The organism is Kaistia dalseonensis (assembly GCF_030814715.1).
GTDB classification, from domain to species: Bacteria; Pseudomonadota; Alphaproteobacteria; order Rhizobiales; family Kaistiaceae; genus Kaistia; species Kaistia dalseonensis.
On sequence record NZ_JAUSVO010000006.1, the window covers coordinates 103,732 to 116,869 of the forward strand.

Consider the following 13,138-nt stretch of genomic DNA (forward strand, 5'->3'; position numbering starts at 1 on the left):
GAGCGGGATTGTTCACCGCGCGCGGCTCTGTTAGACCGCGCGCGGAAACAACTGGGGAATGCCGATGATCCCGCGCTATTCGCGCCCCGAAATGACCGCCATCTGGTCACCGGAAACCAAGTTCCGCATCTGGTTCGAGATCGAGGCCCATGCGCTCGATGCCATGGCCGAGATCGGCACGGTTCCGAAATCGGCCGCGCAGACGGTCTGGGAGAAGGGCGGCGCCGCCACCTTCGACATTGATCGCATCGACGAGATCGAGCGCGTCACCAAGCATGACGTCATCGCTTTCCTGACCCATCTTGCCGAAATCGTCGGCGAGGATGCCCGCTTCGTCCATCAGGGCATGACCTCGTCCGACGTGCTCGACACCTGCTTCAACATCCAGCTCGTGCGTGCCGCCGATCTCCTGATCGCCGATGTCGACGCCCTGCTCGCCGCCCTGAAACGCCGCGCCTTCGAGCACAAGAACACCGTCACGATCGGCCGCAGCCACGGCATCCATGCCGAGCCGACGACCTTCGGCGTCAAGCTCGCCCAGGCCTACGCGGAGTTCGATCGCAACCGCGCTCGCCTCGTCGCGGCGCGTGACGAGGTCGCGACCTGCGCCATTTCCGGCGCTGTCGGCTCCTTCGCCAATATCGACCCGCGCGTCGAGGAACATGTCGCCGCCGCACTCGGCCTCAAGCCCGAGCCGGTCTCGACGCAGGTGATTCCGCGCGATCGCCACGCCATGTATTTCGCAACGCTGGGCGTGGTCGCCTCGTCGATCGAGCGCGTCGCGACCGAGATCCGCCATCTGCAGCGGACTGAAGTGCTGGAGGCGGAGGAGTATTTCTCGCCCGGCCAGAAGGGCTCGTCGGCCATGCCGCACAAGCGCAATCCGGTCCTGACCGAGAACCTGACGGGCCTTGCCCGCCTCGTCCGCGGCATGGCGCTCCCCGCCATGGAGAATGTCGCGCTCTGGCACGAGCGGGATATCTCGCATTCCTCGGTCGAACGCATGATCGGCCCGGATGCGACGGTGACGCTCGATTTCGCCCTGGCCCGGCTCACCAGCGTGATCGACAAGCTGCTGATCTATCCCGACAACATGCAGAAGAACCTCGACCGCCTCGGCGGCCTCGTTCATTCGCAGCGTGTCCTCCTCGCGCTGACGCAGAAGGGTGTTTCGCGCGAGGACGCCTATGCGCTCGTGCAGCGCAATGCGATGCGCGTCTGGGAGGAAGGTGCGGATTTCCTCACCGAGCTCAAGGCCGATCCGGACGTGACAGCCGCGCTGAGCGAGGCGGAGCTCGAGGAGAAATTCGACCTCGGCTATCACACCAAGCACGTCGACACGATCTTCCGCCGGGTCTTCGGCACGGCCTGAATTCGACAGGCTGACGCGCGCCTCGCGGTTATCGCCGGAACAGACCCGGCCATGACCGCGCGGCGCTTGAGCTTTCTCCAGGCATCCTTATGTTCCGAACGTCAGCTTTATTGCCAAAGCGTCGAACAGAGGTTGCCCCATGCCCTCCCCGCTCTATGAAATCCCCGTAGCCCGCATCGACGGCAGCGAGACATCGCTCGGCGCCTATGCCGGCAACGTCCTTCTCGTCGTCAATGTCGCCTCGAAATGCGGCCTGACACCGCAATATGACGGGCTGGAAGCGCTCTATCGGAAGTACAAGGACGAGGGACTGACGGTCGTAGGCTTCCCCGCCAACAATTTCGCCGGGCAGGAACCTGGCACCAACGCCGAAATTGCCGAATTCTGCCGCCTGACCTATGGCGTCGATTTCCCGATGTTCGCCAAGATCTCAGTCAAGGGCGAGGATCGCCATCCCCTCTATGATGCGCTTGCCGGCAGCGAGGACATCAGCTGGAACTTCGAGAAGTTCCTGATCGGCCGCAACGGCGAGGTCGCCGCGCGCTTCTCACCGAAGACGGTTCCCGAGGATCCGGCGGTCGTGACGGCGATCGAGCAGGAACTGGCCAAGGGCTGAACCCTCCTCCCGAAAGGCGCCAAAGTACCGGCGCCCCCGGGGCGGGCTCGGATAAATTCCGCCAGGATCGAAGCGGCAGGCGTCAGTCGCCTGCCGCGCCAGCGAGCTGATCAGGTCTCGCCGCCATAGAGAATGCCGGCCTTGTAGACGAAGCCGGCAATGGCCGCGCCGAGGAACGGCGCCACGATGAAGAGCCAGAGCTGCGACAAGGCCGCACCGCCGGCAAAGAGCGCCGGGCCGAGACTGCGGGCCGGGTTGACCGAAACGCCGGTGACGTTGATGCCGACGATGTGGATCATGACCAGCGTCAGGCCGATGGCGAGGCCGGCGAAATGGTGCACGACGAGCCTGTGCGTCACGCCGAGAATCACCACGACGAAGATGAAGGTCGCCACCACTTCGAAGATGAGGGCCGAGGCAGTGTTGTACTCGCCGAGATAGCCGGCGCCCCAGCCATTCGTGCCCATGCCGCCTTCCCAGCCCGAGGCCTTGCCCTTCATGATGATGAAGAGGACGAGCGCGCCGACAATCGCACCAGCCACCTGCGCGATCACATAGGTGATGAAGTCACCGACCGACATGCGGCCGGCGACAAGCGCTCCGAGACTCACGGCGGGATTGACGTGGCAACCCGAGATAGGCCCGATCGCATAGGCCATGGCGACGATCGCCAGACCGAACGAGAACGCGATGCCGAGCACGCCGACAGTGTTGGGTCCCGCAATACCCGGGCCGGCGATCACGGCCGCGCCACAGCCGAACAGGACCAGCGTAAAGGTTCCGATGAACTCCGCAATTGCTTTTTGCATGTGCTTCCTCCCAGAAGCAGCGGATTCGCTGCCCAGCAAGAAGATCACCACAGACTTGACTTGTAAAATGACGTAGCGTTACTCGGCGCGTCGATGACGCAACGTTACTTGGCGCGTGCTTCCGCCAGCATCGACGCAGCGCCGGCCTGCAAATACATGTCGTCTGACCCGAGCGCGACGAAATCATAGCCGAGCCCGAGATAGAGCTTGGCCTGGGCGCCGGTCAGAGCAAACATCCCAACATACTTGCCGGCCGCATGGGCGCGCGCGAGCAGATCGCTTGCGACAGCCTGATTCTCGGCATCCATCGGGTCGACATGGCCGCCGCGCGAGAGCGCGATCGAGAGATCCGACGGGCCGATGAAGATCGCATCGATGCCGGGCACCGCCAGGATCTCGTCCAGCGCTGCAACGGCGGCGCGCGTCTCGATCATGGCGAAGGTGAGCGTTTCGGCATTGGCGCCCTGGAGATAGGCATTGCCACCAGTCGCGCCAGCGATCTGCATGGCGCGGACCGGGCCCCAGCTCCGTTCGCCGATCGGCGGATATTTTGTGGCCCGCGCCAGGGCCTCGGCATCGGCGGCCGAATTGATCATCGGCGCAATGATCGCGCTCGCCCCCATGTCGAGCGCACGGCTCGCCATGGCGAAATCGCCAACCGGAACGCGCACGATCGCCGGAACGCCGGCGAGCGCGACCGCGCCAATGCCGCGCATGATGCTGACCGGATCATGCAGGCCGTGCTGCATGTCGAGCGTCACGCAATCAAAACCCGCGCGCGCCGCGCTCTCCGCGACGAGCGGCTCGGGCATCGCGATCCACGAGGAAAGGACGGATCCGCGCGCACGCAGAAGAGCGATCAGCGACGGAACCGGCATGGATGGCGCTCCGGGCGTGTCCCCGCCTCAGCCTTCGGACTTGATCTGCTCGATCGCCTTGGCGAGGAGCTCGTCCATGGTGCGACGGATCTGGTGATCGGATTCGGCAACGCCGGCCGCGTCGAAATCCGCGCGGATCTTGCGGAACACGTCCTCGTCACCGGCCTCGACAAAGTCCGAGACAATGACTTCGGCCGCATAGGATTCGGCATCATCGCCGGTCTTGCCCAGCAGGCCGGCAGCCCAAAGCCCGAGCTGCTTGTTGCGCCGCGCGACCGCCTTGAACTTCAGCGCCTCGTCATGGGCGAAGCGGTTCTCGAAAGCGTCCTTGCGCTGGTCGAACGTCGTCATCGGCGAAGTCTCCAGTGAATATGTCAATCGGACCGGCAAGCGAGGCCTGCCCGTGCAGAGTGGCCCTTGCATATCGCGCCGGAAACCCCAAATCAACGGCAGCGAGAAGGCGAAGGAAACTCAGGGCGTGTCGCAACATATAGCGGCTCGAAATGTCAAAATCGCCGCATTTATCCGTCATTGTGAATTGGCCGGCGATCGAGTAGGTTCACGCCGCGCGGACGGCCTTAGGATGAGAGTCGTTCGGCGGAGTTTCGCCGCGGCGAATCCCTTTATATTGGAACCCCGGCTGTATGGATTTCCTCAAACCACGGTATGTGCCCATGAATCGCCGTCGGCGCATCTATGAGGGCAAGGGCAAGATTCTTTTCGAAGGACCTGAGCCCGGCACGCTGATTCAATTCTTCAAGGACGACGCGACTGCCTTCAATAAAAAGAAGCATGAAGTCGTCGATGGCAAGGGTGTGCTGAACAACCGGATCTCGGAGCACATCTTCACCCATCTCAACAGGATGGGGATCCCGACCCACTTCATCCGCCGGCTCAACATGCGCGAGCAGTTGATCCGTGAGGTCGAGATCATCCCGCTCGAAATCGTCGTGCGCAACGTCGCCGCCGGTTCGCTCGCGAAGCGCCTCGGACTCGAAGAGGGCACGGTTCTGCCGCGCTCGATCATCGAGTTTTACTACAAGGCCGACGCGCTCGACGATCCGATGGTTTCGGAAGAGCACATCACGGCTTTCGGCTGGGCGAACCCGCAGGAAATCGACGACATCATGGCGCTCGCCATTCGTGTCAACGACTTCCTTTCGGGTCTCTTCCTCGGCGCCGGCATCCAGCTCGTCGATTTCAAGATCGAATGTGGACGGCTCTGGGAAGGCGACATGATGCGTATCGTCGTCGCCGACGAGATTTCGCCCGACAGCTGCCGTCTCTGGGACGTTCAGACCCAGAACAAGCTGGACAAGGACCGTTTCCGCCGCGACATGGGCGGCCTCGTCGAGGCCTACCAGGAAGTCGCGCGCCGTCTCGGCATCCTCACGGAAGAGCAGGAGCGGCCGCAGGGCGGCGGGCCTGTTCTCGTTCAGTAAAATATCGATTATGGAAACGGCCGCCGAGAGGCGGCCGTTTGCATTTCTAGGTTCACTTTCGACTGGAGCTCCCGATGAAGGCCCGCGTGACCGTCACCCTGAAGAACGGCGTCCTTGATCCGCAAGGCAAGGCAATCGAAGGCGCGCTCGGTTCGCTCGGCTTCGACGGCATCGCCAGCGTCCGCCAGGGCAAAGTGTTCGACATCGAAGTCGAGGGCAATGATGCCGGCAAGGCCAAGGCGGAGCTTGAAGCCATGGCCGCCAGGCTGCTGGCCAATACGGTGATCGAGAATTACCGGGTCGAGATCGTCGGCTGAGCGGAGGCATCTTTCATGAAATCCGCTGTCGTCGTCTTCCCCGGCTCCAATCGCGAACGCGACATGATCGCGGCGATCGAGAAAATCAGCGGCCATAGGCCCGTGACGGTCTGGCATGGCGATCACGACCTGCCCAAAGTCGACCTGATCGTCATTCCGGGCGGCTTCTCCTACGGCGATTATCTGCGCTCCGGCGCGATCGCCGCGCGCGAGCCGATCATGGCAGCGATCGCCCGCGAGGCCGAGCGCGGCGTAGCGGTGCTGGGCGTCTGCAACGGGTTTCAGATCCTGTGCGAAGCCGGCCTGCTGCCGGGCGTGCTGATGCGCAATGCCGGGCTCAAGTTCATCTGCAAGGAAGTGCATCTGCGCGTCGAGACGACGGCGAGCCAGTTCACGAACGGCTACACCAAGGGCCAGGTCATCCGCTCGCCGGTCGCCCATGGTGACGGCAATTATCGCGCCGACGACGAGACGCTGAAGCGGCTCAACGACGAAGACCGCATCGCCTTCCGCTATGTCGACAACCCCAACGGCTCGATCGATGACATTGCCGGCATCCTGTCGGAAAAGCGCAATGTGCTCGGCATGATGCCGCATCCGGAAAACCTGATCGAGCCGCTGAATGGCGGGCTCGATGGACGGCCTCTGTTCGAGGCGGCACTGAAGGCGGTCGCCTGATCGGGCTGCGTCCCGCCCCGCAGGGATCATTCCTTGATCGGGTAGTCGGCGAGTTCGGGCAGCATCGCTTCGACGACGAAATCGACAAAGGCCTCGGGCACGTCGAGATAGAATTCGCGGGTGGTATAGGCCGAAACCTGCGCATTCAGTCCGCGTTCCCGGAGCCAGATGGCGAGTTCCTCGAGATCCTGCTGCGGCGTGGTGCTCAGGAACGACACTTGCGACTTCAGCTTGTCGTCATCGCGGGACTGTTCGACGCTGCGGTTCAGCTGAAGATCGATATTGGTGCCGGGCTGCCGCATCCAGATCGCGCGATCCAGCCGGCGCAATGTCTCGAAGCCGAGCTTTTCGAGGAACATGGCGACGATGATATCGAAATGACGTCCGTCGATCCGGTTGGCGACGTGATTGAACTGCAGCATGGGGTTCCCTTCACTGGCTGCGTTGAAAATGCGGCGCGAGGGACCCAGATGTCACGCCGTTTCTCGGAGCAGAGTGCCCCGATTTCCGCCTCATGGCAGCGGAATCTGCGCCGCCGCCCAGTCTTTTGCCGCCCTGCCATTTACAGATGTCGCCCTGCGCTCTATCGCAACGTCGACACATTCGACCGAGGTTTTCCGTGCTCCAGAACGACACGCCGATCACGCCCGAACTCGTCGCCAGCCATGGCCTCAAGCCTGACGAATATCAGCGCATCCTCGACCTGATCGGTCGCGAGCCGACCTTGACCGAGCTCGGCATCTTCTCAGCCATGTGGAACGAGCACTGCTCGTACAAATCCTCGAAGAAATGGCTGCGCACGCTGCCGACGACCGGCCCGCGCGTCATTTGCGGCCCTGGCGAGAATGCCGGCGTGGTCGATATCGATGACGGCCAGGCGATCATCTTCAAGATGGAGAGCCACAACCACCCCTCCTTCATCGAGCCCTATCAGGGCGCGGCGACGGGCGTGGGCGGAATCTTGCGCGACGTCTTCACCATGGGCGCGCGGCCGATCGCGGCGATGAACGCGCTCCGCTTCGGTTCGGCCGATCATCCGAAGACGCGCCATCTGGTCTCGGGCGTCGTCTCGGGCGTCGGCGGCTATGGCAATTCCTTCGGCGTGCCGACGGTCGGCGGCGAGGTCAATTTCCACGCCCGCTACAATGGCAACATCCTGGTCAACGCCTTTGCGGCCGGCCTCGCCGATGCGGACAAGATCTTCTATTCGAAGGCGGAAGGCGTTGGCCTCCCCGTCGTCTATCTCGGCTCGAAGACCGGTCGTGACGGCGTCGGCGGCGCCACTATGGCCTCGGCCGAATTCGACGATTCGATCGAGGAGAAGCGCCCCACCGTCCAGGTCGGCGATCCCTTCTCGGAAAAGCTGCTGCTCGAGGCGTGCCTCGAACTGATGAAGACGGGCGCGATCATCGCGATCCAGGACATGGGCGCGGCCGGCCTCACCTGCTCGGCCGTCGAGATGGGCGCCAAGGGCGATCTCGGCATCGAACTCGATCTCGACAAGGTCCCCTGCCGCGAGGCGGGCATGTCGGCCTATGAGATGATGCTCTCGGAGAGCCAGGAGCGCATGCTCATGGTGCTCCGCCCCGAGCAGGAAAAGGAAGCCGAGGCGATCTTCGTCAAATGGGGCCTCGATTTTGCGATCGTAGGCTACACGACGGATGATCTCCGCTTCCGCGTGCTGCACAAGGGCGAGGAAGTGGCCAACCTGCCGATCAAGGATCTGGGTGACCAGGCGCCGGAATATGACCGGCCCTTCGTGCGCCGTCCGGCCCCGGCGGTGATTCCGGCCTCGGATATTCCGGAGCCGAACGATTATGCCGAGGCGCTGCTGAAGATCGTCTCCTCGCCCGACATGGCCTCGCGCCGCTGGGTCTGGGAACAGTATGATCACCTGATCCAGGGCAACACCGCGCAGCGCCCGGGCGGCGACGCCGCCGTCGTGCGCGTCGAGGGCCAGCCGAACAAGGCGCTTGCCTTCTCGCTCGATGTCAGCCCGCGCTATTGCGAGGCGGATCCTTTCGAGGGCGGCAAGCAGGCGATCGCCGAATGCTGGCGCAACATCACGGCGGTGGGTGCCCTGCCCCTCGCCGCGACCGACAATCTGAATTTCGGCAATCCGGAAAAGCCGGAAATCATGGGCCAGTTCGTCGGCGCGATCGAAGGCATCGGCGCTGCCTGCCGCGCGCTCGATTTCCCGATCGTCTCCGGCAATGTCTCGCTCTACAACGAGACCAATGGCGTCGGCATCCTGCCGACCCCGGCCATTGGCGGCGTCGGCCTGCTCTCTGAAATCGACAGGATGGCGACGGTGGCCTTCAAGGCGGATGGTGATGTCGTCCTGCTCATTGGCCGCGATGGCACGCATCTCGGCCAGTCGATCTATCTGCGCGAGATTCTCGGCCGCGAGGAAGGCGCTCCGCCGCCCGTCGATCTCGCGGAGGAGCGGCGCGTCGGTGATTTCGTGCGCTCGCTGATCCAGGGCCATTTCGTCAGCGCCTGCCACGACATCTCCGATGGTGGCCTCATGGTGGCGCTCGCCGAAATGGCGATGGCCGGCGATCTCGGCGCGACGATCAAGCTGCCCGAAAGCGCCGCGACGCCGCATGGTTTCCTCTTCGGCGAGGATCAGGCGCGCTATGTCGTGACCGTCTCACCCGCCCTCGTCGATGCGATCACGGCATCGGCGGCGGAGGCCGGGATCGATCTCAGGATACTCGGCACGGTTGGCGGCACGACACTGGATGTTGCGGACTTCGCCACCATATCTGTTGCAAAGCTCCGCCAAGGCCACGAGAATTGGTTTCCAGCGTTCATGGCCGGCAGCGCGTGACCTGCGGCGGGCCGAGAGCGACAGCGATCCCCACGGCGCAAGGAAACTGACAATGGCAATGGATGCACGCGACATTGAAGGCCTGATCAAGGCGGCCCTGCCCGATGCCAAGGTCGTCATCCGTGATCTTGCAGGCGACGGCGACCACTATGCCGCCGAAGTCGTATCCGAATCATTCCGCGGCAAGAACCGGGTGCAGCAGCACCAGATGATCTATGCCGCGCTCAAGGGAAACATGGGCGGCGCCCTGCATGCGCTGGCCCTGCAGACCAGCGCGCCGGAATAGATTTTCCGTTCTGGCCCACCAAATGCATGGAAAGTTCTTGTCGGCGCGGTTGCCGCAGGCGTAGGGAAGTCCCAATTGACGGCGAGAATGACCGGGCCTCGGAGGTTCGGCGAGCCGCCATCGACAAAGGATCGATTGAATGAGCGATATTCAGACCTTCATCGACAACGAAGTGAAGTCGAACGACGTCGTGCTGTTCATGAAGGGCACGCCGGCCTTCCCGCAGTGCGGCTTCTCGGGTCAGGTGGTCCAGATCCTCGATTATCTCGGGGTCGACTATAAGGGCATCAACGTGCTCGCCGACGCCGATATCCGCCAGGGCATCAAGGATTATTCCAACTGGCCGACCATTCCGCAGCTCTATGTGAAGGGCGAGTTCGTCGGCGGCTGCGACATCATTCGCGAGATGTTCCAGGCCGGCGAGATCCAGTCCTATTTCACCGAAAAGGGCATCGCGGTCGCTCAGCCGGCCTGAGCGACATCCGCCATCGGTCTTTGATTTGAAACGGCGTGCATCTCTGATGCGCGCCGTTTTCGTTTGTTCGCCGTGTGGCGCGATCAATCGAAGGAACCAATCCATTCTCCGTCCGTTGTAACTTCACAGACCAACGCGTATCGGCGCCGAATATCGGCATGCTTTCTCTCGCTTGCGAGAAGTCGATCCGGTCAACGATACGAGTGATGGAGGATATATTATGTTCGAGAACGTCAAGAAGCTCGCCGTTTGTGGCCTGGCGACAGCACTGGTCGCGACGTCGGCGCTCGCAATTCCATCGGCCGCCCAGGCCCAGCCGGCTGACGGATCATTTCAGCTCGCGCAGAACTGGGATCGGCCAAATGGCTGGAACGGCGGTGGCCCCCGCTACCACAATGGCGGCCCGCGCTATTATGGTCATGGTCGCTATTATGGCCCGCGCCGTGGCTATACCTATCGCAACGGCTACTACTATAATAACAATACTGGAGCGGCCGTGGCGGCTGGCGTGATCGGGCTTGCCGCAGGCGCCATGATCGCCGGCGCGGCGAACCAGGACCGCTACAACAACAACGTTTCCTACTGCTCGCAGCGCTACCGCTCGTACAATCCCAATACCGGCACCTACACCGGTTATGATGGCCGCCAGCATCCTTGCCCGTAGGGCATCGCCGTAGCGGTTCGACCATACGCCTTGCTGAAGTGAACTTCGGGACGACGCGAATCAGCGCCGTCCCTTTTCGTTATGACGCGCGCAGATCGAGCCCGGCGAAATCGAACATGTCGCGGTCGAGCAGGTGCGAGGGATTGCCGTTGGCCAACGCCTTCAGCATGATTTCCTTGCGGCCCGGCGCCTTCTTCTCCCAATCGGCGAGCATCGCCTTCACGGCGTTGCGCTGCAGCCCCTCCTGAGACCCGCAGAGATCGCAGGGGATGATCGGGAACGCCATGGCCTGCGCGAAGCGGGCGATATCATCTTCCGCGGCATAGGCGAGCGGCCGCAGCACGAACTGATCGCCCTCCTCATTGACCAGCTTCGGCGGCATCGCCGCGAGCTTGCCGCCATGGAAGAGGTTGAGGAAGAATGTCTCGAGAATGTCCTCGCGGTGATGGCCGAGCACGACGGCCTGGCACCCCTCCTCCCGCGCCACGCGATAGAGATGGCCGCGGCGAAGGCGCGAGCAGAGCGCGCAATAGGTCTTGCCGGCCTGCACCTTGGACGTGACGATCGAATAGGTGTCCTGACGCTCGATCCGGTAGGGAACGCCGACCTCGTCGAGGAAGCGCGGCAGCACGTCGGCCGGGAAGCCCGGCTGCGCCTGGTCGAGATTGCAGGCGAGCAGATCGACGGGCAGCAGGCCACGCCATTTCAGATCGAGCAGCATGGCGAGCAGCGTATAGGAATCCTTGCCGCCGGAGAGGCAGACGAGCCAGCGATCGCCCGGCCGCACCATGGCGAAATCGTCGAGTGCCTGACGCGTCTGCCGGATCAGCCTTTTCCGCAGCTTGGCGAACTCGACGCCGGATGGCGCCCGACGAAAGAGCGCGGGCAGTTCGTCGCCTTGAGGATCAGAATCGGAATCGAGCTCGAAATCGAGAACGGCGGACATGGGGAGGCTCCTGCAACGGCTCCCTTTTGCCCGTTCGGCGCGCGTCGCGCAACAAAGGCCGCGCCTATCGCCGCCGCGCCAGATTGACGATCAGCACGCCACCGATCGCCATCGCGCCGCCGACGAGGCCAAGGATGGTCGGGATCTCGCCAAGCCAGAAATAGCCGATGATCGTCGCCGTCGGCGCGATGCAGTAGAGGAAGTTCGAGGCGCGCCCGGCGGGAAACTGCTTCAGCGCCACGGCCCATGTCAGATAGCCGATCACGGTCGGGATCAGGGCGAGATAGGCGATCGAAAGAATGACCGATGACGGCGCGAGGCTGAGAGCCGAGATCGTCTCGGGCACCGCCGGCAGCAATGGCAGCGGCCCGAGCAGCAGGATCCAGGCCGTGACGGCCAGGGCCGGCATGCGGCCGAGCAGTGGCTTCTGCATGATGGTCGAGACCGATGTGCAGAGGGCGGCACCGAGAATGAGCAGCGCGCCGACATTCAGGCTGAAGCCGTCGCCGCTGCCATAGGCGATCAGCCCGACACCAAGGAACGAGATCAGCGTACCGAGCCAGCCATAGAGCCCGAAGCGCTCGCCGAGCAGCGGCATGGCGACCAGCGCCACCATGACCGGGTTGATCTGGATGATGAAGGAGGCCGGTCCGGCCGGAATCGTCATCTCGCCCGTATTAAGCAGGACGGCATAGGCCGAGATGAAGGTCACAGCGATGATGACGAGGCGGATGAAGTCCCTGAGCGAGGGCAGCGGCGGCCGCGCGATCAGGAGATAGAGCCCGGCCGGCACCGCAGCCGACAGGTAGCGCGCGGCGGCCAGCTCGACCGGGCTCAGATAGCGAAGCCCGACCCGGATCGCGGCAAAGGCGGATGCCCATGTCACGATGGTGATGGCGATGGCGACGAAGCCACCGACAGCGGCGCCGCTTGGCTTTTCGGCTGCAATCTCGGACATGGAATCGTTCCTCCGCGCCGCTCTCTGACGGGCGGCTTCACACGGCAATGAAGGCGGCACCATACGCCACCCGAAAATGAAAAGGCCGCCCCGAAGGACGGCCTTTCCCAATTCGAGACCTGAAACCGATCAGCGCGAGTAGAACTCGACGACCAGGTTCGGCTCCATGTGGACCGGATACGGCACGTCCGCGAGGCTCGGGACGCGCGCGAAGGTCGCGGTCATCTTGTGATGATCGACTTCGATGTAGTCGGGAACGTCGCGCTCGGCGAGCTGGGTCGCCTCGATGACGATCGCGAGCTGCTTCGACGATTCCTTGACCTCGATCAGGTCACCGACCTTGACCGAATAGCTCGGAATGGTGACGCGGCGGCCGTTGACCTTGACGTGGCCGTGCGAGACGAACTGGCGCGCGGCGAAGACGGTCGGAACGAACTTGGCGCGATAGACGATCGCGTCCAGCCGGCTCTCGAGCAGGCTGATCAAGCTCTCGGACGAATCGCCCTTCCGGCGCGTCGCCTCGGCATAGATCTTCCGGAACTGCTTCTCGGAGATGTTGCCGTAATAGCCCTTGAGCTTCTGCTTGGCGCGGAGCTGGGTGCCGTAATCGGAAACCTTGCCCTTGCGGCGCTGGCCATGCTGGCCCGGGCCGTATTCGCGCTTGTTGACCGGGGACTTCGGACGGCCCCAGAGGTTTTCGCCAAGACGGCGATCGATCTTATGTTTGGACGAAGCACGCTTCGACATCGCATATCCCTTGGATTACGCGTTTCAGGGACACGCGCCCTCCTCTGTCCGCCTGGGCGGACCGACAGGACAAAGCGACGAGCGCTTTATCCGCGGGTGCGTGAAATAACACGCGGG

16 protein-coding genes are annotated in these 13,138 nt (G+C 63.2%); 9 read left to right on the forward strand and 7 right to left on the reverse strand.

Features of this window, described 5'->3' with window-relative positions:
- The first annotated feature begins 64 nt into the window (after positions 1-64).
- Positions 65-1,372 carry an adenylosuccinate lyase gene (gene purB / locus QO014_RS20000; protein ID WP_266350520.1) on the forward strand — a complete coding sequence of 436 codons (1,308 nt, stop codon included), beginning with the start codon at positions 65-67 and terminating at the stop codon, positions 1,370-1,372.
- Between the two features lie 139 nt (positions 1,373-1,511).
- Positions 1,512-1,988: a glutathione peroxidase gene (locus QO014_RS20005; protein ID WP_266350521.1), complete on the forward strand. Its 477-nt coding sequence runs from the start codon at positions 1,512-1,514 to the stop codon at positions 1,986-1,988.
- Positions 1,989-2,098: 110 nt separating this feature from the next.
- Here the strand turns inward: QO014_RS20005 and QO014_RS20010 are convergent, their stop codons facing one another.
- The 3 genes from QO014_RS20010 to QO014_RS20020 form a co-directional block, all read right to left on the reverse strand.
- Positions 2,099-2,797: an MIP family channel protein gene (locus QO014_RS20010; protein ID WP_266350522.1), complete on the reverse strand. Its 699-nt coding sequence runs from the start codon at positions 2,795-2,797 to the stop codon at positions 2,099-2,101.
- A gap of 104 nt (positions 2,798-2,901) precedes the next feature.
- On the reverse strand, positions 2,902-3,675 hold the full coding sequence (locus tag QO014_RS20015) for an HpcH/HpaI aldolase family protein (protein ID WP_266350523.1): 774 nt from the start codon (positions 3,673-3,675) through the stop codon (positions 2,902-2,904).
- Positions 3,676-3,702: 27 nt separating this feature from the next.
- Positions 3,703-4,026 carry a DUF1476 domain-containing protein gene (locus tag QO014_RS20020; RefSeq protein WP_266350524.1) on the reverse strand — a complete coding sequence of 108 codons (324 nt, stop codon included), beginning with the start codon at positions 4,024-4,026 and terminating at the stop codon, positions 3,703-3,705.
- Positions 4,027-4,349: 323 nt separating this feature from the next.
- Here QO014_RS20020 and purC point away from each other — a divergent pair, with 323 nt between their 5' ends.
- From purC to purQ, 3 genes are all read left to right on the forward strand, one after another.
- Entirely contained in the window at positions 4,350-5,117 is a 768-nt protein-coding gene (purC, locus tag QO014_RS20025) for a phosphoribosylaminoimidazolesuccinocarboxamide synthase (protein WP_266350525.1), read from the forward strand.
- Positions 5,118-5,191: 74 nt separating this feature from the next.
- Entirely contained in the window at positions 5,192-5,434 is a 243-nt protein-coding gene (purS, locus tag QO014_RS20030; RefSeq protein WP_266350527.1) for a phosphoribosylformylglycinamidine synthase subunit PurS, read from the forward strand.
- A 15-nt stretch (positions 5,435-5,449) separates the two neighbouring features.
- Complete coding sequence (gene purQ, locus QO014_RS20035) at positions 5,450-6,112, forward strand: phosphoribosylformylglycinamidine synthase subunit PurQ (protein ID WP_266350528.1); 663 nt, start codon at positions 5,450-5,452, stop codon at positions 6,110-6,112.
- A 26-nt stretch (positions 6,113-6,138) separates the two neighbouring features.
- On the opposite strand, the gene QO014_RS20040 is transcribed toward purQ, so the two are convergent.
- On the reverse strand, positions 6,139-6,534 hold the full coding sequence (locus tag QO014_RS20040; RefSeq protein ID WP_266350529.1) for a hypothetical protein: 396 nt from the start codon (positions 6,532-6,534) through the stop codon (positions 6,139-6,141).
- Positions 6,535-6,731: 197 nt separating this feature from the next.
- Here QO014_RS20040 and purL point away from each other — a divergent pair, with 197 nt between their 5' ends.
- The 4 genes from purL to QO014_RS20060 all read left to right on the forward strand — a co-directional run bounded on the left by purL (position 6,732) and on the right by QO014_RS20060 (position 10,370).
- Entirely contained in the window at positions 6,732-8,945 is a 2,214-nt protein-coding gene (gene purL, locus QO014_RS20045; RefSeq protein ID WP_266350530.1) for a phosphoribosylformylglycinamidine synthase subunit PurL, read from the forward strand.
- 52 nt (positions 8,946-8,997) lie between these two features.
- Positions 8,998-9,231: a BolA family protein gene (locus tag QO014_RS20050; RefSeq protein WP_266350531.1), complete on the forward strand. Its 234-nt coding sequence runs from the start codon at positions 8,998-9,000 to the stop codon at positions 9,229-9,231.
- Between the two features lie 139 nt (positions 9,232-9,370).
- Positions 9,371-9,706 (forward strand): Grx4 family monothiol glutaredoxin, encoded by a 336-nt coding sequence (grxD, locus tag QO014_RS20055; protein WP_266350532.1) that lies wholly within the window; start codon positions 9,371-9,373, stop codon positions 9,704-9,706.
- 220 nt (positions 9,707-9,926) lie between these two features.
- Positions 9,927-10,370 (forward strand): BA14K family protein, encoded by a 444-nt coding sequence (locus QO014_RS20060; protein WP_266350533.1) that lies wholly within the window; start codon positions 9,927-9,929, stop codon positions 10,368-10,370.
- Between the two features lie 79 nt (positions 10,371-10,449).
- Here QO014_RS20060 and ttcA read toward each other — a convergent pair whose 3' ends face one another.
- The 3 genes from ttcA to rpsD form a co-directional block, all read right to left on the reverse strand.
- Positions 10,450-11,316, reverse strand: a complete 867-nt coding sequence (gene ttcA, locus QO014_RS20065) for a tRNA 2-thiocytidine(32) synthetase TtcA (protein ID WP_266350534.1) — start codon at positions 11,314-11,316, stop codon at positions 10,450-10,452.
- 64 nt (positions 11,317-11,380) lie between these two features.
- The gene (locus tag QO014_RS20070) at positions 11,381-12,274 is read right to left on the reverse strand and encodes a DMT family transporter (RefSeq protein WP_266350535.1); all 894 of its coding nucleotides are present in this window, start codon (positions 12,272-12,274) and stop codon (positions 11,381-11,383) included.
- Between the two features lie 129 nt (positions 12,275-12,403).
- Entirely contained in the window at positions 12,404-13,021 is a 618-nt protein-coding gene (rpsD, locus tag QO014_RS20075; protein ID WP_266350536.1) for a 30S ribosomal protein S4, read from the reverse strand.
- Between the last annotated feature and the right edge of the window lie 117 nt (positions 13,022-13,138).